The 22,530-nt window shown below is 48.3% G+C and carries 21 protein-coding genes; 16 read left to right on the forward strand and 5 right to left on the reverse strand.

Translation table 11 applies throughout. From position 1 onward, the window contains the following. Positions 1-8: 8 nt before the first annotated feature. The 12 genes from glyQ to M3202_RS02040 all read left to right on the forward strand — a co-directional run bounded on the left by glyQ (position 9) and on the right by M3202_RS02040 (position 12,364). Positions 9-896, forward strand: coding sequence for a glycine--tRNA ligase subunit alpha (glyQ, locus tag M3202_RS01985; RefSeq protein ID WP_251221688.1), 888 nt, complete (start codon positions 9-11; stop codon positions 894-896). Further along, positions 889-2,967: a glycine--tRNA ligase subunit beta gene (gene glyS, locus M3202_RS01990; RefSeq protein ID WP_251221689.1), complete on the forward strand. Its 2,079-nt coding sequence runs from the start codon at positions 889-891 to the stop codon at positions 2,965-2,967. Before glyQ ends, glyS begins: the two co-directional genes overlap by 8 nt. Before the next feature lie 96 nt (positions 2,968-3,063). Then, entirely contained in the window at positions 3,064-3,699 is a 636-nt protein-coding gene (ccpN, locus tag M3202_RS01995) for a transcriptional regulator CcpN (protein ID WP_251221804.1), read from the forward strand. A gap of 47 nt (positions 3,700-3,746) precedes the next feature. Continuing rightward, entirely contained in the window at positions 3,747-4,559 is an 813-nt protein-coding gene (locus tag M3202_RS02000) for a pyruvate, water dikinase regulatory protein (protein ID WP_251221690.1), read from the forward strand. 408 nt (positions 4,560-4,967) lie between these two features. Beyond that, complete coding sequence (locus M3202_RS02005) at positions 4,968-5,468, forward strand: YaiI/YqxD family protein (RefSeq protein ID WP_251221691.1); 501 nt, start codon at positions 4,968-4,970, stop codon at positions 5,466-5,468. 33 nt (positions 5,469-5,501) lie between these two features. Then, positions 5,502-7,301, forward strand: a complete 1,800-nt coding sequence (gene dnaG / locus M3202_RS02010; RefSeq protein WP_251221692.1) for a DNA primase — start codon at positions 5,502-5,504, stop codon at positions 7,299-7,301. 55 nt (positions 7,302-7,356) lie between these two features. Beyond that, entirely contained in the window at positions 7,357-8,475 is a 1,119-nt protein-coding gene (gene rpoD / locus M3202_RS02015; RefSeq protein WP_251221693.1) for an RNA polymerase sigma factor RpoD, read from the forward strand. Between the two features lie 101 nt (positions 8,476-8,576). Then, positions 8,577-9,131 carry a hypothetical protein gene (locus M3202_RS02020; RefSeq protein ID WP_251221694.1) on the forward strand — a complete coding sequence of 185 codons (555 nt, stop codon included), beginning with the start codon at positions 8,577-8,579 and terminating at the stop codon, positions 9,129-9,131. Between the two features lie 145 nt (positions 9,132-9,276). Continuing rightward, positions 9,277-9,648, forward strand: a complete 372-nt coding sequence (cccA, locus tag M3202_RS02025; protein ID WP_251221695.1) for a cytochrome c550 — start codon at positions 9,277-9,279, stop codon at positions 9,646-9,648. A 205-nt stretch (positions 9,649-9,853) separates the two neighbouring features. Next, positions 9,854-10,561, forward strand: a complete 708-nt coding sequence (locus tag M3202_RS02030) for a tRNA (adenine(22)-N(1))-methyltransferase (protein WP_251221696.1) — start codon at positions 9,854-9,856, stop codon at positions 10,559-10,561. Next, complete coding sequence (locus M3202_RS02035) at positions 10,558-11,679, forward strand: Nif3-like dinuclear metal center hexameric protein (protein WP_251221697.1); 1,122 nt, start codon at positions 10,558-10,560, stop codon at positions 11,677-11,679. The genes M3202_RS02030 and M3202_RS02035 overlap by 4 nt, the downstream gene beginning before the upstream one ends. A gap of 247 nt (positions 11,680-11,926) precedes the next feature. Beyond that, positions 11,927-12,364 carry an NUDIX domain-containing protein gene (locus tag M3202_RS02040; protein WP_251221698.1) on the forward strand — a complete coding sequence of 146 codons (438 nt, stop codon included), beginning with the start codon at positions 11,927-11,929 and terminating at the stop codon, positions 12,362-12,364. A gap of 55 nt (positions 12,365-12,419) precedes the next feature. On the opposite strand, the gene M3202_RS02045 is transcribed toward M3202_RS02040, so the two are convergent. From M3202_RS02045 to M3202_RS02055, 3 genes are all read right to left on the reverse strand, one after another. Beyond that, a complete protein-coding gene (locus M3202_RS02045; protein ID WP_251221699.1) occupies positions 12,420-13,364 on the reverse strand; it encodes a 4-hydroxy-3-methylbut-2-enyl diphosphate reductase in 945 nt (314 codons plus the stop codon). Positions 13,365-13,526: 162 nt separating this feature from the next. After that, positions 13,527-14,021: a CarD family transcriptional regulator gene (locus tag M3202_RS02050; protein ID WP_251221700.1), complete on the reverse strand. Its 495-nt coding sequence runs from the start codon at positions 14,019-14,021 to the stop codon at positions 13,527-13,529. A 146-nt stretch (positions 14,022-14,167) separates the two neighbouring features. Further along, entirely contained in the window at positions 14,168-14,704 is a 537-nt protein-coding gene (locus tag M3202_RS02055; RefSeq protein WP_251221701.1) for a YqfQ family protein, read from the reverse strand. Between the two features lie 416 nt (positions 14,705-15,120). Between M3202_RS02055 and M3202_RS02060 the strand changes: the two genes are divergently transcribed. Together M3202_RS02060 and M3202_RS02065 are read left to right on the forward strand one after the other, a co-directional pair. After that, entirely contained in the window at positions 15,121-16,476 is a 1,356-nt protein-coding gene (locus M3202_RS02060) for a DEAD/DEAH box helicase (protein ID WP_251221702.1), read from the forward strand. 24 nt (positions 16,477-16,500) lie between these two features. Then, positions 16,501-17,412 (forward strand): deoxyribonuclease IV, encoded by a 912-nt coding sequence (locus tag M3202_RS02065; protein ID WP_251221703.1) that lies wholly within the window; start codon positions 16,501-16,503, stop codon positions 17,410-17,412. Between the two features lie 242 nt (positions 17,413-17,654). On the opposite strand, the gene M3202_RS02070 is transcribed toward M3202_RS02065, so the two are convergent. Continuing rightward, the gene (locus M3202_RS02070; RefSeq protein ID WP_251221704.1) at positions 17,655-17,918 is read right to left on the reverse strand and encodes a DUF2624 domain-containing protein; all 264 of its coding nucleotides are present in this window, start codon (positions 17,916-17,918) and stop codon (positions 17,655-17,657) included. A 213-nt stretch (positions 17,919-18,131) separates the two neighbouring features. Here M3202_RS02070 and M3202_RS02075 point away from each other — a divergent pair, with 213 nt between their 5' ends. Both M3202_RS02075 and M3202_RS02080 read left to right on the forward strand, forming a co-directional pair. Next, the gene (locus tag M3202_RS02075) at positions 18,132-19,187 is read left to right on the forward strand and encodes a two-component system sensor histidine kinase NtrB (protein ID WP_251221705.1); all 1,056 of its coding nucleotides are present in this window, start codon (positions 18,132-18,134) and stop codon (positions 19,185-19,187) included. A 325-nt stretch (positions 19,188-19,512) separates the two neighbouring features. Beyond that, positions 19,513-20,214 (forward strand): lytic transglycosylase domain-containing protein, encoded by a 702-nt coding sequence (locus tag M3202_RS02080; RefSeq protein WP_251221706.1) that lies wholly within the window; start codon positions 19,513-19,515, stop codon positions 20,212-20,214. A gap of 87 nt (positions 20,215-20,301) precedes the next feature. Here the strand turns inward: M3202_RS02080 and M3202_RS02085 are convergent, their stop codons facing one another. Next, positions 20,302-22,422 carry an RNA degradosome polyphosphate kinase gene (locus M3202_RS02085; RefSeq protein WP_251221707.1) on the reverse strand — a complete coding sequence of 707 codons (2,121 nt, stop codon included), beginning with the start codon at positions 22,420-22,422 and terminating at the stop codon, positions 20,302-20,304. Positions 22,423-22,530 lie beyond the last annotated feature (108 nt).

Here is a 22,530-nt window from a genome sequence, read left to right on the forward strand (position 1 = left end):
GGTTTATTGTGAATGTACAAACGATGATTTTAACGTTGCAACAGTATTGGTCAAAGCAAAACTGCATGATTATGCAAGCCTATGACACCGAAAAAGGAGCCGGAACGATGAGTCCGTTTACGCTCTTGCGGACGATTGGACCTGAACCGTGGAATGTCGCCTATGTTGAGCCATCGCGGCGGCCGGCTGATGGCCGTTACGGTGAAAATCCGAACCGGCTTTATCAGCATCATCAGTTTCAGGTAATTATGAAGCCGTCTCCTTTAAACATCCAGGAGCTGTACCTTGACAGCTTGAAAGCACTTGGCATTGATCCACTGGAGCACGATATCCGCTTCGTTGAGGATAACTGGGAAAATCCGACGCTCGGCTGTGCCGGATTAGGCTGGGAAGTGTGGCTCGATGGGATGGAAATTACTCAGTTTACCTACTTCCAGCAGGTTGGCGGACTTGAAGCAAATCCTGTTTCAGCGGAGATTACATATGGACTGGAGCGGCTCGCCTCCTACATTCAGGACAAGGAAAATGTCTTTGAGTTGGAGTGGGTCGAGGGCTTCACCTATGGCGATATTTTCAAGCAGCCGGAATATGAGCATTCGAAATATACGTTTGAAGTGTCGGACAGTCAGATGCTGTTCACTCTTTTTGGTACGTATGAGCAGGAAGCGAAGCGCGCGCTGGACGAAAACCTTGTTTTTCCGGCCTATGATTATATTTTAAAATGCTCTCACACCTTCAATTTGCTTGATGCGCGTGGAGCGATTTCGGTGACGGAACGAACCGGCTATATTGGCCGTGTTCGCAATCTCGCCCGGGCTGCGGCGAAGATTTATTACGACGAACGGGAACGTCTCGGTTTTCCAATGCTGAAGAAGGAGGGAGAAAGCCATGAGTAAACAGGATTTTCTGTTAGAAATCGGAGTCGAGGAATTACCGGCTCGCTTTGTCACCAGCTCAATTGCGCAGCTGCAGGAGAAAATGGAAAAATGGCTTGCCGACGAGCGGCTTGATTATGAAAACATACAGGCCTTCGCTACGCCGCGAAGATTAGCGATTTTGATTGAGGGGTTGGCTGACTGTCAGCCGGATATTGAGGAAGAAGCGAAGGGACCAGCGAAGAAAATTGCGCTTGACGAAGACGGAAACTGGTCAAAGGCGGCCCAGGGCTTCGCTCGCGGACAAGGTGTAACAACCGATCAACTTTTCTTTAAAGAAGTAAAAGGAGTCGAGTATGTGTACGCCAACCGCTTTATTGCCGGCAAAGAAACGCGTGACCTGCTTCCGGCGCTGAAGGAGCTGATTTTAAGCCTTCATTTTCCGAAAAATATGCGCTGGGGAAGCCATGAGCTGCGCTTTGCCCGTCCGATCCAATGGCTGATCGCATTGTATGGTACCGAGGTAATTCCGTTTGAGATTACGGGGATCGAAACCGGAACGACAACGTACGGCCATCGTTTTCTCGGAAAGAAAATTGAACTGAAAACGCCGAAAGAGTATGAGCAGGCTTTACTGGCGGAATACGTCATCAGCCGGCCGGAGGAGAGAAAGCAGGCGATTCGCAGTCAGCTAGAAGAAATGGCGGCGGAGAAAAACTGGGTCATTCCGATTGACGAGGATTTACTGGAAGAGGTTCATCATCTCGTGGAGTACCCGACAGCGCTCTCCGGCAGCTTTGATGAGGAGTTTCTCGCTTTGCCGAAGGAAGTGCTGATTACCTCGATGCGGGAGCATCAACGTTATTTCCCGGTCGAGAATCAACAGGGAGAGCTTCTGCCTTATTTCGTCACCGTCCGCAATGGCGATCATAAGCATTTGGACAATGTCGCGCGCGGAAATGAAAAGGTGCTGCGGGCCCGTCTCGCTGACGCCGACTTCTTCTATCAGGAAGATCAAAAAGTAAAGATTGAAGATGCCTTGAAGCGTTTGGAGAACATCGTTTATCACGAAGAGCTCGGCTCAATCGGCGACAAGGTTAGACGGATTCAGGAAAGTGCTGATAAGCTGCTCGCCGCTCTTGAGGCCGATAGCCGGACAGCTGAGGTGACACGGCGGACAGCGGAAATTTGCAAATTTGACCTCGTGACGCAGATGGTCTATGAATTTCCGGAGCTTCAAGGCCGCATGGGGGAAGTGTATGCTGAGCTGGCGGGGGAACAAAAGGAAGTTGCCAAGGCGATTAATGAGCATTATCAGCCGCGCTTTGCCGGAGATGCGAGTCCAGCAACTCTTGCCGGAGCGGTTGTCAGCATCGCCGATAAGCTCGATACGATTGTGACTTGTTTTGCGATCGGTCTGATTCCAACCGGCTCCCAGGATCCTTACGCGCTCAGACGGCAGGCGGCGGGAGTTGTGCAAATGGTTACGGATCATCAATTGGAAGTCGAGCTTGAAGATTTGATTGAAATCGCCTTAGCTGTTGCCGAAGAGCAGAAGCTGCTGAAGCGTCCGCGTCAGGAACTCAAAGAAGAGCTTGTTCAATTTTTTGCGCTGCGGGTAAAAGCCGCCCTTCAGGAAAAAGCCGTCTCCTATGACGTGATTGATGCGGTGTTAGCCGAGCGGATCGGTCATATTCCGACGCTGATCAACAAGGCGCTGCTCATCGGGGAAAAGCACGACCAGCCTGATTTCAAGAAGGTTGTTGAAGCGCTCAGCCGAATAACCAATATCGCCAAAAAAGCGAGCGGTACTGGGGAGATCAACGAAGAGAAATTTGAGAAAAAGGAAGAAAATGAGCTGTATTCGTCTTATTTGACGGTAAAAGACGGTGTTCCACAAGCGTTAGCTGAAGGGAAAGTGGAGCAGGCTTATCAGCTGCTTGCTGACTGCGAACCAGTGATTCACCGTTATTTCGATCATATTATGGTCATGGCGGACGATGAGGCACTTAAAGCAAACCGTCTTGCGCAAATGCATGCTTTTGCAGAAGTAATTCGTTCATTTGCTCATTTTCAGGCGCTCGTGTTGTAAAGAGGAAGAGGCTCAATCGTTTTACTTCTGAGAATAATCATATATAATAATTTTAGATTAGAAGGGCACGGTGCGTGCTAAGGACGGTGAGTAGCTATCGAACTAACAAGCCGGCAAGAAACTATTGTAGAAATCGTCAAAAATAATGGTCCGATTACGGGAGAGCAAATTGCAGAACGACTTTCGTTAACAAGAGCGACGCTGCGTCCGGATCTCGCCATTTTAACGATGGCCGGATATTTGGATGCCAGACCGCGAGTAGGGTACTTTTACACAGGCAAGTCCGGAACTCAGCTGTTAGCTGAGAAGGTTAAGCATATAACGGTGAAGCATTATCAGTCGCGTCCGGTTGTCGTGCAGGAAGCGGCTTCCGTTTACGATGCGATCTGTACGATGTTTCTTGAAGATGTCGGCTCCCTGTTTGTCGTCGATAAGCAGGCGACCCTCGTCGGCGTCCTCTCGCGAAAGGATTTGCTCCGGGCGAGCCTCGGGAAGCAGAGTCTCGAATCGATCCCGGTCAGTATCATTATGACGAGGATGCCGAATATTACGGTCTGCAAGGCAGATGATTTGATTACCGAAGTCGCCAAAAAGCTGATTGATAAGCAAATCGACAGTTTGCCGATCGTGACAGAGGTTGATTACGGTTCGGGCTTTGAGGTGACCGGACGGATTACAAAGACGAATATTACCGCGCTTCTTGTTGATTTGGCGAATGATGAAATGATTTAATGAAGGGCTCGGACAATCAATTATTGGAAGAAGCGAGGGAGGTCATGATGGAAGGAATAAAGCAACGTCCTGTCGTGTACGTCGTTTCCGATTCAGTTGGTGAAACGGCAGAGTTGGTCGTCAAAGCAGCAGCAAGCCAATTTAGCGGGGCAGGCTTGGAAGTTAGACGTATTCCCTATGTAGAAGATAAAGCAACGATCGAAGAAGTGATCATTCTCGCCCAGCAGGCAAGGGCGTTGATCGCGTTCACGCTCGTCGTTCCGGATATGAAGAATTATTTACTGGCAAAAGCGAAGGAAGTCAATGTCGAGACAGTCGACATCATCGGACCGATGCTGGAAAAGATCGGCGTGATCACGAATGAGGAACCACGCTATGAGCCAGGTTTAATTTACCGCCTCGATGAAGATTATTTCCGCAAAGTCGAAGCGATTGAATTTGCTGTCAAGTATGATGACGGCCGTGATCCACGTGGCATTGTCCGGGCGGATTTAGTGTTAATCGGCGTTTCACGGACATCAAAAACTCCGCTTTCGCAGTATTTGGCCCATAAACGCTTAAAGGTGGCCAACGTCCCGCTTGTTCCGGAAGTGGAACCGCCGCAGGAGCTGTTTTCGATTGCGCCGAAAAAATGCGTCGGGTTGAAGATCAGTCCGGAGAAGCTGAACGACATTCGGGCGGAGCGTCTGAAAGCGCTCGGTTTAAAGGCGCAGGCAAATTATGCCAACCTGGACCGGATTAAGGAAGAGCTGAAATATGCGGAAGAAATTATGGAACGGATCGGCTGTCCGGTGATCGACGTCTCGAATAAAGCGGTCGAGGAGACGGCGAATCTGATTTCCAGTATGTTTCAGAAGTAGGCGGGGGTTCTCTGGGGAGGGATCAGATGTCTCTCGGAGAATGGCAATGGCTCCGTTCGCTACTCGACTAGAGAGGAGAACTTCACTCTTCTCTAGTCTTTTACATACTGTAGCGACTCCGCACATTGCTTCGGGCTTGCTCCAAAAGGTAAATTTCAACCTTTCGGAGCAAGCCCTTAATCTTTTTGCTAGTCAAAGGAGGAAATGTTGCGTATAATAAAGAATTGTGATTCTTATTGAATTTTAAACGCATAAATTGAAAAAGAACAAATAAATTTAAAAAGTCAAGACTTTTTCTTCGTTTTTTGGAAATGATAGTAAAGGTATAAGAGCAAATGAGGAATAAATTGGTTTGTTCGACAAAAATCAACGCATTTCTTTTATTTTAGGGCAGGATTTTTGAAGGAGGTGTTGAATTCAACTACCATGAATCCTTCATTGCAAACATTATATGTGGATGCTGATGCGTGTCCGGTGAAAAATGAAATCATTGACACGACTCAGGCTTTTCAGTTGAATGTTATTTTCGTATCTTCCTACGCCCATCATATTAAGGCGCCGTCTTTCGTCAAAATCGTAACGGTGGACAGTGAGAAAGAAGCGGTGGATTTATATGTGATGAACCGCATAAAAAAAGGCGACCTGTGTGTAACCCAGGATCACGCACTCGCTTCTATCTTATTGGCAAAGGGAGCTGTTGTATTATCGCCGCGCGGTCATCTTTATTTAGAAGATACGATTGATCAAATGCTTGATGCTCGTTATGTTTCACAAAAACAAAGACGCATGGGGGCGAAGACAAAAGGGCCAAAAGCTTTCACAAAGACAGATCGTTTGCGATTTGCCCGGCAGCTTAAGGAAATTCTTGCAGAAAAAGCAGGAAGATCGCAAAAAAGCTCGAATGTTTAAAGACTTGTGAAGATGTAAGTTGGTGATGACACAATGAGCATTCGGATACCTGAAGAAAAGGTGGAATTGATAAGACGCTCGTCAGATATTGTTGAGGTGATTGGCGAACATGTCCAGCTGAAAAAACAAGGACGGCAATACATCGGTTTATGCCCTTTTCATGGCGAGAAAACCCCGTCTTTCTCTGTTTCTGCCGATAAGCAGCTTTATCACTGTTTCGGCTGCGGGGCGGGAGGAAATGTTTTTTCGTTTTTGATGGAGCTGGAAGGTCTGACGTTTGTTGAAGCGGCACAACAGCTGGCAAAGAGGGCAAATATTGATTTGCCGGACATCGTCGTAAACCGAGGAGCTGACAGTAAGGAAAACGGTCCGCAAAGCATCATGCGGGCAGGCCATGAACTGGCGGCGAAGCTCTACCACCATGTCCTGACGTTAACGGAGGAAGGCAAGGCCGGACGGGAATATATCGCAGAGCGCGGTTTTACAAAAGAACAGATCGAGCATTTTCAGATTGGATTTGCGCCGGATCGCTGGGATGCCCTGACAACGATCTTGTCGAAGCGGCAGTTTCCTCTCGACATCATGGCGCAGGCAAGCCTGCTCGGCACCCGCCAGCAGGACGGCGGCCATTTTGACCGCTTCCGGCAGCGATTGATGTTTCCGATTTGGGATGGACAAGGAAATGTCATTGCCTTTGGCGGACGCACCGTTTCCGGAGAGCAGCCGAAGTATTTGAACAGTTCGGAGTCGCCGATCTTTCAAAAAGGAAGAACGCTTTACGGCCTTCATTTAGCCCGTCCGACGATGCGCAAGGAATCGACAGCGGTGCTGTTTGAAGGGTATGTCGACGTGATTGCCGCCTGGGGCGCCGGAGTGCGCAACGGAATCGCGACGCTCGGCACAGCCTTAACAGAGGAACAGGCCAGGCTGCTAAGGCGAAATGCTGAAACGGTCATCCTTTGTTATGATTCCGACCAGGCCGGCACAGATGCCGCTTTTCGCTCGGCAGGTCTGCTTGAGGAGGCAGGCTGCTTTGTGAAAGTGGCGCAAATGCCTGATGGCCTTGATCCCGATGACTATATTCGAACTTACGGCGCTGAACGGTTTCAATCGAATGTAATAGGGGCTAGCCTGACGATGATGGCTTTTAAAATGCGCTACCTTCGTCAAGGGAAAAATCTACAGCACGAAGCGGACCGAATGCGCTATATTGAAGAGGTCCTGACAGAGATTTCTACCTTGCAGCGCGCCGTCGAACGCGACCACTATTTAAGACAGCTGGCGGATGAATTTTCCCTGTCGCTTGAAGCGTTGAAGCAGGAGCAAATTCAGATTTACCGCTCGCGACGCAGGAAAGAGCAGGCGCACCGGACGGAGCAGAGAAAGCCTGTTCCAAAGCATTTTGAAAAGAAAAAGCTGCTGCCGGCCTATCATAATGCCGAACGGCTTCTGTTGGCTCATATGCTGAGGGATGCTGAGATTGCCGAGCGCGTCCAGGAACGGATCGGCGGTGAATTTAATATTGATGATCACCAGGCAATTGCAGCGTACCTGTTTGCTTATTACGGAGAAGGCCATCCGCCGAATCCGGGTCACTTTATTCAAGAGCTGGCCGATGAGCGGCTGAAACGCATCGTAACTGAGCTTGCCATGCTCCCTGTAAATGAGAATTGCCAGGAGCAGGAATTGCTTGATTATATGGCTCAGATTGAAAAGTACCCAAAAAGGGTACAAATAGAGCAAAAGGAATTGGAGATGAAGCGGCTGGAGGATCCTGTAGAAGCAGCCAGGCTTCTTATGGAAATCAATCGCCTGAAGCAGGAGCTTCATTAAAAGAATCGACCCCGGCATGTAGCTTTAGTTGTGAACAATGGAAGGAGGGGATCGAATGGCAGATAAACCAATACGCCCACTAGCGGAAGGTGAGTTGTCGATCGATCAGGTGAAAGAACAATTAGTCGAGACAGGAAAGAAGCGAGGAGTTTTAACGTATAGCGAGATTACAGAGAAACTGGCGGCGTTTGATCAGGACTCCGACCAAATGGACGAGTTTTTTGAATACCTTGGCGAACAGGGTGTGGAAATACTAAATGAATCAGATGACGTCCCGAATATTCAGCAGGCGGTCAAAAATGAAGAAGAATTCGATCTGAATGATTTGAGCGTGCCTCCAGGGATAAAGATAAATGATCCGGTTCGGATGTACTTAAAAGAAATCGGACGGGTTCCATTGCTTTCTGCCGAAGAAGAAATTGAATTGGCAAAGCGGATCGAACAGGGCGATGAGGAAGCGAAGCGCCGTTTAGCGGAAGCGAACCTCCGTCTCGTTGTCTCGATTGCCAAGCGTTACGTTGGCCGGGGCATGCTGTTTCTTGACCTGATTCAGGAAGGAAATATGGGTCTGATCAAAGCCGTTGAAAAATTCGACTTTGAGAAGGGCTTCAAATTCAGCACATACGCAACATGGTGGATTCGTCAGGCGATCACGCGGGCGATCGCGGACCAGGCGAGAACGATCCGGATTCCGGTTCACATGGTGGAAACGATTAATAAGCTGATCCGCGTTCAACGTCAGCTTCTCCAGGATTACGGCAGAGAGCCGACGCCGGAGGAAGTGGCGGCGGAAATGGAATTAACGCCTGAGAAAGTGCGTGAAATTCTGAAGATTGCTCAGGAACCTGTCTCTTTGGAAACGCCGATCGGGGAAGAAGATGATTCCCATCTTGGTGATTTTATCGAGGATCAGGAAGCGCTCGCTCCTTCTGATGCGGCGGCCTATGAACTCCTGAAAGAACAGTTGGAAGATGTACTTGATACGCTGACCGACCGAGAAGAAAATGTACTGCGCCTGCGCTTCGGGCTTGATGATGGCCGGACGCGGACATTGGAGGAAGTCGGAAAAGTATTCGGCGTGACACGGGAGAGAATCAGACAAATTGAAGCAAAGGCTTTACGCAAGCTTCGTCACCCGAGCAGAAGTAAGAGACTGAAGGATTTTCTTGAATAGAATGTTGCTAATTGTGTAAAAAGGGTCAGATTCCGACTAATGCAGTGTCAGAGTCGGCCCTTTTTTGTTCCCTTATCAGGTAAGGCTTGGGAGGAGAAGGGATGAACGAGCAAAGAAAAACAACGATTATCAATGAAATCAAATACTGGAAAAAGTCAAAGCTGTTACCGGACCAGTATTGTGATTATTTACTCACGCTTTACACAGAAGGAGAGCACGATATTGAACCGGAGCCGGAACAGAAACGCTCGCTTCACCTGCGCTTTCAGCCGAGTCGGACGCTTCTCATATGTATCATGGTGCAAGCGTTGTTCTTGTTGGCTCTTCTTGTCATTTATTTTACAGAGTTTCCATTGGGATTGCAAATTTCCACTGGGATATTTTTTACAATCGCCATTATTCTGCTGGCTAATCGAACGAAACGGCAGACCCTTGCTCTTTCGTATTTGTATTTGCTGGAGGCCGCTGTGCTTCTCTTTTTACTGACGATTCACGCGGTCGTGACAATGTTTGCCGGGGAAACGCTCTACATTGCGCTGGCGACCTTTATTCATTGCCTGGCGTGGTTTATGATCGGCTGGAAATGGAAGCTTCGGTTCTTTACGATTGCCAGCCTGCTTGGCGGTCTGCTCCTGCTTTACTTTATATTTCGTTAAAAGAGTGACAAAAAACGCAAATCTGCCGCAGGCCCTTTCTTTTGGAATCAAATTCAAGTAAAATGAGAAGGGTAATCTTAAGCGTCTACATAAAATTGTTTGACGACAAGCGTTGAACGTATGGTGATTAAAGGAGGATTTAAGAATGAAGGGAAGACCATTAATGCCTTTCGCGATCACAGCCATTATCGGGATTCTTCTTATGGTGTCGCTCTCTTTCATCGGGCTAAACGAGCGGGCTGAAATGAACGCTGACGGTGAGGAAGCAGAAGAAATAGAAGAATTTGAAGATCCGATTGCAGAAGGTCAAGTGTTGGCTGAACAATCATGTATCGCCTGTCATGGCGGCGACCTGAGCGGTGGCGCAGGTCCGGCTTTAACCTCGCTTGAAGGGACATACACGGTTGAAGAGATTGCGAACATTATTCAAAATGGACAAGGAAGCATGCCTGCAACTGGTTTAAACGAAGTTGAAGCAGATGCGGTCGCGCAATATCTATTATCAATTTCTGAATAAGGGTTGCGGCAAGGCGAATGTCATACGGAGCAGGCTGTTTGCTGCTGTACCCGGTTAGAAACAGATTCCTGCTCAGGGATGTTTTAAAAGGACGAGAGCCTTTTGAGACATCCCTTTTTGCATAAACGGCCAGACAGCAAGTACAATGGAGGAGAGGAGTATTCCTTTCTGTTTTTAAAAAACAAGTAAAGCAACAGGTGATGCTATGAATGAAAGACAATTATCAAATAGGCTCATTAAAGTAGCTGATTATGTCCCGCCAGGAGCAACCGTAGCGGATATCGGCTCTGACCATGCGTATTTGCCATGCTATTTATGCCTGCAGCATGCCGGCACGAGAGCGATTGCCGGGGAAGTGAATGAAGGGCCGTTTCAATCGGCGAAGGAGCAGGTGGCGCGTACGGGCTTAAGCGGACGGATTGATGTCCGCAAAGGCAACGGACTTGAAGTCATTGAGCCCGGAGAAGCCGATGTCATTACGATTGCCGGCATGGGAGGCAGTTTAATCACTTCGATTTTGGAAGAGGGCAAGGAGAAGCTTGAAGGCGTGTCACGTCTCGTTTTGCAGCCGAACGTCGCCGCGGAAGTGATCCGGGCCTGGCTAAGAGCGAATCAGTGGGTTTTGACCGCTGAGGAAATTTTAGAGGAAGATGAGAAGGTGTACGAGATCCTTGTCGCGGAACGGGGCGATGATGCGGGCCTATACGCCGGGGACGTCGAAAAGAAGCTTTTGCTCGGCCCTTATTTACTTAAGCAGAAAAACGAAGCCTTTCAAAAAAAATGGCGTCACGAGCTGACGAACTGGAAACGAATTCTCGACCAGCAGGCTCGCGCGACCGAAACCGAAGAGCTGCGGCAAAGGCAAAAGCAGCTGCAAAACCAAATTAACATAGTAGAGGAGGTTCTTGGATGACAAAAGCAGTTAATGGACAAGCATTGATTCAGCATTTTGAAGCGTGGTCGCCAAAAGCATATGCCGTTGAAGGAGATAAAATCGGCCTGATGCTCGGCACGTTAAACAAGCCTGTACATAAAGTAATGGTCGCGCTCGATGTGCTGGAAGACGTGATCGATGAAGCGATTGAAGAGCAGGTTGACTTCATTATCGCTCATCATCCGTTACTCTTCCGGCCGTTGAAAAAAATTGATCTGACGACCGCGCATGGCCGGATCGTTGAGAAGGCGCTTAAGCATGACATTACGATCTATGCCGCCCATACAAATTTGGACATTGCCAAGGGCGGTGTCAATGATATGATGGCAGAGGCGCTTGGCCTGAAGGAAACAGATGTGCTTGCCCCGACTCAGACCCAGCAGCTGAAAAAGATCGCCGTCTTTGTTCCGAAAACCCATATTGAACAAGTTCGGCAGGCGATTAGCCAAGCTGGGGCAGGGCATATCGGCGCATACAGCCATTGTACGTTCCAAAGCGAGGGCACCGGTACCTTCAAGCCGTTGGAAGGGACAAATCCATTTATCGGCGAACAGGGCAAGCTGGAGTATGTCGAAGAGCTAAAGCTGGAAACAATTGTGCCCGCTGAGCGTCAGAATCGCGTCATTCAGGCGCTGATCAAAGCCCATCCATATGAGGAGCCTGCCTATGATATTTACCCGCTCGATAATCAGGGAGACGTGCTCGGGCTTGGAAGGATTGGCAAGCTGGAGGAAGCGGTCAGCCTCGGTGAATTTGCGGAGCAGGTAAAGGCAGCCTTTGAGGTGAGCGGCGCTCGCGTCGTCGGTGATTTGGCGAAGCCGGTGCAAAAGGTCGCCGTGCTTGGCGGAGATGGCAACAAGTATATGAAGGATGCGATTTTTAAAGGAGCTGACGTCATCGTAACCGGTGACGTGTATTACCACGTCGCCCACGATGCGATGATGGACGGGCTGGCGATTGTCGATCCGGGTCATAATGTCGAGAAGGTGATGAAGGAAGGCGTCAAGCGCTATTTAGAGCGCTTCATTGCTGAGAAAGGCTATCAGACGACGGTCATCGCCTCAAGCCGAAATACCGATCCTTTTACATTTGTCTAGTCGAATGAGGACTGGATGATGTATAATGAAAGCGAACTGGAAAACTGCAGCTAGGGTTCCGCTGATGAAAGGTCTGTGACCGAGGGCTGCATCTTTTGCAAAACGTAAAAGGCACCTATTGACATAAAAGGTCCGAGGGGAAAGGTTCAGTGTATTTGTGATGCGCTGGGATCTTTCCCCTTTTTTGTCGTGTCAAAAACGTGCTTGCAGGAAGTGTGGAATCATTGGGAGACAGAGGAGGAGAAGGATGAGAATAGACGATATTAGACCGGGAGTGGCGATGATCGTGTTCAACGAGCAAAACGAGGTTCTTTTGCAGAAGCGGGGAGATGTAGGCCTGTGGGGGCTGCCTTCAGGACATGTCGAGCGCGGAGAAACGGTGGAGGAAGCGGCGATCAGGGAGATGAAAGAAGAAACGAATCTTGAGGTGGAAATTGTCAGGCTGATCGGTGTCTATTCGGAGCCGGAATCTCAAGTATTCGTTTATCCGGATCAGCGGGCTGTTCATTTTGTTACCGTCTGCTTTTTAGCAAAGGTTGTCGGCGGAAAGCTGAAAGGCGACGGGGAAGAGACGATTGATGCAACATATTTTCCAACTGATGCGCTGCCTCAACAGCTGCTGACGATGCATCCACAATGGCTCAGCGACGCTCTCGCCAACAAAGAAGCGGCGTTTATCCGCTGAAAAAAAATAGCGCACAAGGTGAAAAAGACGATGTGCGCTATCTCTGAAATTATTATTATTTTTTCGCTTTTACCTTCGGAAGAATTTTCTGAAGGGTTACTTTGCGTTCACGGACCCATGTTGAAGGGTCATGTTCGTCATAGCTTTCAAGAAAGCTGATGACTTCCTTTGTAATCGGAGTCGGGGTTGAGGCACCTGATGTCACGCCGACGGTCTCGACGCCTTCGAGCCATTCGAGCTGCAGCTCGGTCACATCGCCGATCCGGTATGCGGTCGTTCCGGCAATTTGCTCCGACACCTGCGCCAGACGATTTGAGTTATTGCTTTTTGGATCGCCGACGACGATCACAAGGTCGCAATCCTTTGCTTGTTCCGCTACGGCCTCCTGCCTCACCTGGGTTGCGAGGCAAATTTCATTATGCACCTCGGCCGTTGGAAAGCGTTCCATCGCCTTTTTCATAATTTCACTGACATCCCACTGGCTCATCGTCGTTTGGTTGGTAATAATCAGCTTGTTGGTTGTCAGCTGGAGCTGTTCGACATCAGCGACAGATTCGACGAGATGGACGGCATCCGGCGCTACACCAATCGCCCCTTCCGGCTCAGGGTGGCCTTTTTTCCCGACGTAAATAAATTGATACCCCTCAGCCTGCTTGTCTCGAATGAGGTCGTGCGTACGCGTTACATCGGGGCAGGTTGCGTCGACGACGGTCAGTCCCTTTTCCCGTGCCAGCTTCCGCACCTCCGGCGATACGCCGTGAGCGGTAAAAATCACGGTCCCTTTTTCAACCTTCTTCAAAATTTCGACCCGGTTTGGTCCATCTAGTGAAATAATCCCGTCTTCTTCGAAGGCATCAGTCACGTGCTGGTTATGAACAATCATCCCTAAAATATAAATCGGACGAGGGAGATCCAGGTTGGCCGCAGCCTGACGTGCCAGCACCATTGCATCAACAACACCATAGCAATAGCCGCGCGGGGATATTTTTTTTACTTTCATTGTAGGCCTCCTAGTCGCTCTGTTCGTAACAGGGCATACTTGTGACTGTTCAGTTCATTAAGAAATTCCCTGAACATGACAGCACCATCCGTTATGATAACGAATGGTGTCTATTATGTCTTCTTCAATTAGTATAATAGAGATTGCTTTTCGTGACAATGATTACGCTTGTTTGACTTCCTGCAGGGCCGAGTCAATAAATTCGTAGGCCTGCTCTTCGGTCATATCGTTCATCAGAATCAGTTCACTGGCAATCATTTGTCTTGCTTTCTGCATATGGTTTCGATCTTGAATATGGAGGCCGTTTGCCCGTTCAGTCTGCTTTCTGGATAGAGAGGAAATCAAATGGGCGGCGTCGATAATGCTGCCGCTTTTAAGAAGGTTCTCCGTATCACGTGAAAAGTGACTTGTAGATGGCGGAATTTCCGGTCCGTTTTGCAGCGCTTCTACAAGTGCATCTAATTCCGAAGGATCTATGACTTTACGCAATCCGGAATCCCCAATGCGATTTTCCGGCAGCATAAGCTTTACATCCACGAGCGGGAAATCAAGAACGAAATATGAATGTGTCTCACCTAAGACATCCTTCACTTCAATATCTTGAATCGTACCGGCACCGTGATATGGGTAGACAACATGGTCACCAACTTTAAACATGAGCATTCCTCCAATCGAGTAGTAGTTATAGTATACCACAAAAAAAAGCAAAAATAAAATTTTACTACTCCGGGTTGAAGGTTGTCAATAAAAAAGTAAGCAAAATGGGCTAAAATTTCAGAGGAAGCTGAAATTGCCGTCAATCGCTAAATATAGAGCTTCGGTAACGGCATTCCTTCAATCGTTTTCTTTTCCGGCTGCTTGGGTGCTGGCTCCGGCGTAACGGGTACTGTTTCTTCTTTCTCTTCTTCGACCGCCAGCGGTAAAGTCGTCTCTTCGGCAGCGGTTTCCTGCTCATCAGAGGAGCTTCTCATAATTCGCCAAATGGTCGGCAGGTTGCGAACGAGCGGGCCGTATTGCTGCACCATCGGCACTACTTGCTGGGTCAGGCCGAGAACGCGCTGCGCATTCGTCAGCATCGTCGTCCAGTTAATTCCCCCGGCTGCGGCAGAACCTGGACCTAAGCCGACCGCTCCGCCTATTCCGCCCGCGCCACCTCCGAATAAGCGCGCCAATAAGCCGCCTCTAACGGCCTGCCCGCCTCCCATCAGACCGGCAGCGGGGAACTGTCCGAACTGGCCGGCGCCGGGCGCGAATGAGCCTGCCTGTGACATCATGCCGCCCATCGCAGGCGGAGGCTGCATTGGAATCGGGCCAAAAGGAGGACCAAAAACTTGCTGCATACTGATCCTTCCTCCTTTCGTCATTTTTTATAAGGTCAGAAAATATAAGAAAATATCAGGTTGATGTGAAGAAACGTGCCGGCTCGTGCGCTACGCAGGTCAATGTCAAAAGAGCTTGTAACGGCTCCACACACCGCTTCTTAGAAAGGACGCTACATGGTTTTTCTGCTATAAACGTCTACACTCTAGTCATATGCACGAGCCCTTCAAGTGGTGAGGGAAATGAGAAAAGGAAAGGGCTCGAAACAAAACGAGCGTTGCCCGGGGGCCAGCCAAAAGGTAAAAACAAGCCTCTTCATAAGTAAATTAGCCACAGTATGGCAAACTATGATAAAATGAACCATTGCAAACAGTATATTTCGCTACGGTTTTAGCTGGAAGGAACATCGAAATGATGAATGAAAGTAGGAAGGTACATGATCTCAAAAAATTTTCAACGATTTGAATTAAAGCCATTTTTAATAGAAGCACTCGATGCGCAAGGCTTTTCCATGCCGACGGAAATCCAGGAAAGGCTGATTCCGGCGATTGCGAACAAGCGGGATGTCATCGGACAATCACAGACGGGAACGGGAAAAACGCTTGCTTTTTTACTGCCGATGTTAAATCGGATTGATCCGGAGAGAGCAGAAGTACAAGCCGTCATCACCGCGCCGACGCGTGAGCTAGCCTCTCAGCTGTTTCAGGAGGTAAAGAAGCTGCTTGAATTTGATCAGGCAGGCATTCAGGCGAAGCTGCTCGTTGGCGGAACCGACCGGGCGCGAACGATTGAAAGCTTAAAGTCCCAGCCGCAGCTCGTTGTCGGGACAGCCGGCAGACTGGCCGACCTCGTCGGTGAGGGCGCGTTAAAGGTTTATACGGCAGACATGCTCGTTGTCGATGAAGCTGATCAAATGCTTGATATGGGCTTTATCGAAGAGGTTGACCGGGTAGCGTCACGGATGGCTGAACAGCTGCAAATGATGGTCTTCTCGGCGACCGTGCCGGAAAAGCTTCAGCCATTTTTAAAGAAATATATGCAGGATCCGCGCCATGTGCACGTTGAACCGAAGCATGTGACAGCTGTTAAAATCGAGCACAGGATCGTCCCGCTCCGCCATCGTGAGAAGCTGAGCTTCATCGTCGAGCTTGCTCAATCGTTAAATCCGTATTTGGCGATTATTTTCACGAATACGAAGGAGCAGGCCGATGAAGTCGCTGACGCGATGCTTGCCGCTAACCTGAATGTTGAACGACTTCACGGCGGCTTGCAGCCGAGACAGCGTAAACAGGTGATGAAGCTCGTTAACGATGTCAAGGTGCAATACCTTGTCGCGACCGATCTCGCCGCGCGCGGGATTGATGTGAAGGGGGTTAGCCATATTATCAACTACGGGCTGCCGCAGGATTTGGATTTCTATATTCACCGCGTAGGACGGACAGGCCGGGCCGGAGCTGATGGCATCGCCTATACGATTTATGAGGAGCAGGATCAAAATGCTGTTGCCAAGCTGCAGAAGCGCGGCATTCACTTTACTTTTTATGATTTCAGACAAAATAAATGGACGAAGCTTGATAAAGCGCCGCTTGGAGTGCCGGGACAGCGCAAGCCGCGCCGCAATAAAGGAGAAGCACCAGCGGAAAGCGGTGTGAAGCCTGCGCAAAAGCGGACCGGAGGCAAGGCTGTCGCCAAAGCGAAGAAAGTAAAGCCGGCTTATAAAAAGAAAGCTCGTTTCAAGCAGGAGAAGGAAGCGAAAAGGCAACGACGCAGCGCGGCGAAGAATAAGAAGTAACGATAAATAAGGGAGAGAGGAAAAATGGATTTAAAAATAGGTTCTCATGTGTCAATGAATGGGAAAAAAATGCTGCTCGGAGCTAGTGAAGAAGCGGCGTCGTACGGATCGAACACGTTTATGATTTACACCGGTGCGCCGCAAAACACGCGACGTAAGGCGATAGAGGAATTGAATATTGAAGCAGGTCTCGCTCATATGGCCGAAAACGGAATTGCCGATATCGTCGTCCACGCGCCTTATATTATTAACATTGCTAACACGACTAAGCCGGAAACGTTTGAATTAGGCGTTCGTTTCTTACGCTCGGAAATCGAACGGACGGAAGCACTCGGTGCAAAGCAAATCGTTTTGCACCCGGGGGCCCACGTCGGCGCGGGGGCTGAAGCTGGAATTAAGAAGATCATCGAAGGCCTGAACCTCGTTTTTGAAGAAAAACGGGATGTGCAAATCGCCCTTGAAACGATGGCCGGAAAAGGCTCTGAATGCGGGCGGACATTTGAAGAGCTGGCAGCGATCATCGAAGGGGTGACGCATAACGAGCGTCTTTCTGTCTGCTTTGATACGTGCCATACTCATGACGCCGGCTATAATCTGATCGAAGATTTCGACGGGGTGCTCGACAGTTTTGACCGGATAATCGGCCTTGATCGCCTGAAGGTCGTTCACTTGAATGACAGTAAAAATGAACGTGGCGCAGCGAAAGACCGTCACCAGAATATCGGCTTCGGTCATCTTGGCTTTGATACGCTTCATGCGATCGCCCATCATCCGCAGCTAACGAACATTCCAAAGATATTGGAAACGCCGTTCGTCGGTGAAGACAAAAAGAACAAAAAGCCGCCGTATAAGCATGAGATCGCCATGCTTCGCAGCGGACAATTCGACCCGGAATTAGTGGACAAAATAGCATCGCACGAAAGCAGCATCAACTAAAATAGCCGCCTCTGCCCGCCTGTCGGGAGAACATTTCTCGTAACGAGGCGCCGCAGGGGCGTGCCATCAGGTTGCGCCGGCCAGTAGGAAAGTGCGCTTTCCTTACTGGCTTTTTTTTAAAGGTCTGATTTGAGGAAGGCGCCGTCATCCGGCGGAAAGCGGAGTTTCCTCTCAGGAGCCGGCAACTGATTTTTCATTTGTTCGGCTCTTCATGCAGGCAAACATACGTTAGACTCATCCTCTTAAAGATAATGGCTGAATTGCTGGAGCAGCTGTTGAATGACGCCGGAAACATGACTGTCAACTTCTGTCTGCAGGCGGTGAATCATCCGGCTGACCTGGGCTTGATTTGCCACATCAATATCTTCAGAGCGAAGGACGGCAATCACCTTGTCTGCTTGTTCCGATGTTAGAGGGATCTGATATTGCTTAGCGAGTTGGAGAAGCTCTGATGGTGTCAGTGAATTCACCTTATTATTGACTAATTGCTGCATGATGACATTCATGGAAGCACCCCTTTTTCCAAAGTGAGATGCTGACAGTATATGAACGCAGGAAGAAAATGTGCAGAAAAAAAGGAAATCCTTCATTTCTTATCGAAATAAGGTTCACAGGTGAGATAATATGCAGAAAAGGCAGTTTAACAAAAGGAGTGGGGCGCATTGAGAGAGAAGGATATAAATAGACAAACAGCCCCAAGCCCCAAAGGGAGAAATTCGATGGATACAGTTTATCAATCACAAATAAATTATCAAACCTCGAAGCAGGAGGACCTGGCTGAACAGTTTTTTTTAATAGAAGAATTAGGGATACCCTACTTGAAAGTTGATGAGGAGCTACATATACAAAAGTGGAACCATGCCTTTCTTGAAGCAACGAAGATACAGGAGGCTGATTTAACTTATACACTTGATCAGTTGGCGGAGCGGGAACCTTTCTTCGCTTTTTGTCTTGATTTACTTGAAGAGACGATCCAGACGAAAAAGCGGCAGGAAGATGACTACGAGGATGAGGAAGCGAATTATCGAATACGGGTCGCCCCTTATGTCGCAGAGGAAAGCCTTTATATCATCCTCGAAGACCGGTCGCTGCAGAAGCAATTTGAGCATTTATTAACCTTTCATCATCAAATGGAAGCCGTTTCCCATATTGCTGCCGGAGTAGCGCATGAATTACGAAACCCTTTATCTGTTATAAAGGGATTTTTACAACTGGCTAAATTAACGAATGAATTTGAAAAATACTATGATACGATCTTATCCGAGCTGAATCGAATGAACGGCATCATCGAGGATTTTCTTTCCGTTTCGCGGAAGAAGATTGACAGGAAAAGGCAATCCCCGGTTCAGATTATGGAATCGCTAATTGAAATTATTAAAGCGGAATGCTTGCTTCATGATGTTGAACTGAATATCGAATTAACGGAAACGACAAGGCTCGTTCATGTCAATGAATCAATGGTGAAGCAGGTGATGCTCAATCTTTTGCGCAATTCGATTGAAGCTTACGGGGAAGCCAATAAGAACCGCACGCTCTGGATCGGTACGAAAATGGAAAATGATCATTATGTTGTCTACGTCAAAGATAATGGAAAAGGAATGCCGGAGTCGGTATTGAAGCAAATCGGCAAGCCCTTTTTCACGACGAAAGAGAGCGGGACAGGTATTGGCATTCCGCTCTGTAAGAAGATTATTGAAGATCATGGAGGAAGTTTTAAAATTGAAAGTACATATAATGTCGGAACAACCGTGACGGTCACGCTTCCCCTTCATTGAAAAGCAGCTTCTCAATCCTTTGAGAGGGTGCTTTTTTTCTTGTGACGTATCCATTTAGGGCGGAGATCAAAATGGTGATAAGTGGCAGAGAAAGGGATAATCTTACCTATGCTTGAAATTTGCTTCCATTTCATTTTTCGTAATTGAGAGGAAAAGGGAGAAAAGCAGGCGGAATGGTAAGAAGAATCAGGGGTCAGTTCTTTCAAAATCCGCTAAACACGGTAAATGTCAAAATTTATCGATTGGTCCTGGTTGTGTTCGACTTTTGATTTCGGTACGATAGTTCTCGTTGAAATTGCAAGGGTAACAAAAGGAGGAATGAGAGATGAAACGCATCTTTCTGACTAGTCTTATTGTGATACTAACGATCACGGCTGGCTTTTTTTATGTCGAAAACCGCCAGCTTCATCATACAATATCAGAAAACGAGCTTGCTTACGAAGAGCTTCGTACCGTTCAGGAAATGGAACAGATCCAGCTCTATTATTTGCAGCAGCCTAGAACAGAAGTGCCGCCGGCCAATTATGACACATGGCTTCGGTCAAAAGAGGTTGCCGATCAGCTTTATCAGGACAGTGAAGGGAAATTCAAAAAAGAATGGGGCGTCTTTCTTGGAGAGATGGCCCAACAGCGTGATATCGATCCATTTCTTGTCTATGAGTTGTTGCGAACCGAAACAGGCGGGACATTTGATCCGACGCTTGTCGGACCGGAAACGCGTTACGGACATGCCTACGGAATGGCGCAGTTTATGAAAAATACAGCACCGTGGATTGCGGAAATGGCGGGGCTGCCGTATGAGGATGAGCTATTATTTGATCCTTTGTATTCAATTGAATTATCAGTTGAATATTTGAGCTTTCTTTATCATGAATACGAGGATTGGGACCACGCTTTAACGGCCTATCATCGCGGGATGTACGGCCTGGAAAAGTATTTGAGCGAAAACGGCCATGCCGAAAGCTGGTATGCGGTTGAAATTCAGGAAAAGGCCGATAAGTTCAATTGGGTCGCGTATGTGAATTAAGGAAGGCAACGGCTTTTATAAAATCAGGCGCGCACTTCGCACACTGCTTAGAGAGGGTGACCTAAAAGATCTTAGGTCACCCTCTTTTCAGTCGTCTTCTCCTTCGCTGAAGCGGGCGGCCTGTTCGTAGAAGTAAAGCTGGCTCTGGATCGGCTGTTCATGTGGGAGCCGCTTGATGTATTGATAGGTGCCGTCCTTCATTTGTTCGCGCGCTTTCGTATTATCCTGCAAGGTGACTTTAAAGATTTCTTTGATGCGCTTTTTGCTTTGTTCATTGAGGACCGGAAACAAAATTTCAATCCGCTTTTCCATATTGCGCGTCATCCAGTCGGCCGATGAGAGGAAAATCCGTTCCTCTCCACCGTGGTGGAAATAAAAGATCCGGCTATGCTCAAGAAAGCGGTCAACGATGCTGCGGACGCGGATGTTTTCACTGACACCGGGGATTCCCGGACGGAGGCAGCATATACCGCGGACAATCAAGTCAATTTGGACACCGGCCTGGGAGGCTTCATAGAGCTTCAAAATAATCGGCTTATCGGTCAGTGAATTCATTTTCGCCATAATCCTTCCCTGGCCACGCTCCTGATGCACTTCAATTTCCCGGTCAATCAATTCGAGAAATTTTTCCCTGATTTCAAAAGGAGCGGTCGATAAATGGTACCAGGCGGGTTTTTCACTATATCCGCTTAAATAATTAAAAAAGTTTGTCGCATCAATGCCGAACTGCTCATCAGCGGTAAAAATCCCCATGTCGGTATAGAGCTTGGCTGTTGAATCATTGTAATTACCTGTGCCAAGATGGACAAAGCGCTGAATCCGGTCGTTCTCATGGCGGACGACAAGCGTGATCTTGCTGTGGGTCTTGAGCGAGGTGATGCCGTAGATGACATGAACGCCTGATTTTTCAAGCTTCTTCGCCCATTGAATATTATTTTCCTCATCGAAGCGCGCCTTCAGCTCGACGAGTACCGTCACCTGCTTGCCATTTTCGGCGGCAAGCGCCAGGGCATGAATGATTGGCGAGTCGCCGCTGACACGGTAAAGCGTCTGCTTAATCGCCAGCACCTGCGGATCTTCAGCCGCAAGGGAGATAAAGTCAACGACAGGCTGGAACGATTCATATGGATGATGTAAAAAAATATCCTTTTTCAAAATAGCCTGGAAAATATTTTCTTCCCCAATTAAATCCTCCGGTGTTTGCGGAATCAGGTTTTCATTGGCGAGATGCTCATGCCAGGCGGCGAGCTTTTGGTAAAGCTTAAACAAGAACGTCAAATCGATCGGCCCTTTAAAGGAATAGACGTCGTCCTTATGAATTTCAAGCACATCAAGCAGCAGGTTAAGGACATTGGGGTCCATCATCCCTTCTTGCATTTCAAGGCGGACGGCCGCTCCCCATTTCCGCTTCTTCAATTCCTTTTCTATTTCCAGCAGCAAGTCCCGTGAGCTTTCCTCATGAATCGTTAAGTCGGCATTTCTTGTGATCCGGAATGAAGAAACGGATTTTACATGAAAGCCGGTAAAAAGCTCACCGATAAAATGGCTGATCACATTTTCCAGTAAAATAAGCTGTTCAACACCTTCCGCTGACGGCAGTTGGATAAAACGGTTTAAGACAGCAGGGACTTGGACAATCGCCAGCTGGTTCTTTTCCTGACGTTTGCTATCCTCTGATTTACTAAGGACAACGGCGAGATTGAGACTTTTATTTAACAGCATTGGGAAAGGGCGGTACGCGTCAATCGCCATCGGCGTAAGCACGGGAAAGATATAATGATGAAAACGATCGCGCAGGAATTCAATCTGTTCCGGCGTGCATTCGTCAATCGAGAGGAACTGAAAGCCGGCATGATATAGCATCGGCACAATCGTTTCCGTATAGACAGAATCCTGCAGACGGACAAGCTCATGATTCTTTTCAGAGATCTTCTTCAGCTGCTGCTTCGGTGTGAGGCCTGCTTTATTTTCAGGGCGGTTGAAGCCGGCTTTAACCTGATCCTTCAGGCCGGCGACCCGTACCATAAAAAATTCATCGAGATTTGAACTGAAAATGGCCAGAAATTTCAGCCGTTCCAAGAGAGGATTACGTTCATCAATCGCTTCTTCAAGCACGCGCTCATTAAAGGCGAGCCAGCTTAATTCACGATTGTTGTAATAATTGGGGTTGTTGAGGTCAATCGGGTTTTGGTTTGTTTGCTCTGTCATTCGCATTCAACCTCTCTACTCTCTAAATTCATCTTTGCCAGTAAGGGAAGACAAGTCCTGTGATTGACGTACGGGACTAATGTCTTACCCTTTCATTTTAACAGTTGA

Source organism: Halalkalibacter oceani (assembly GCF_023715605.1).
Lineage (GTDB): Bacteria > Bacillota > Bacilli > Bacillales > Bacillaceae_D > Halalkalibacter > Halalkalibacter oceani.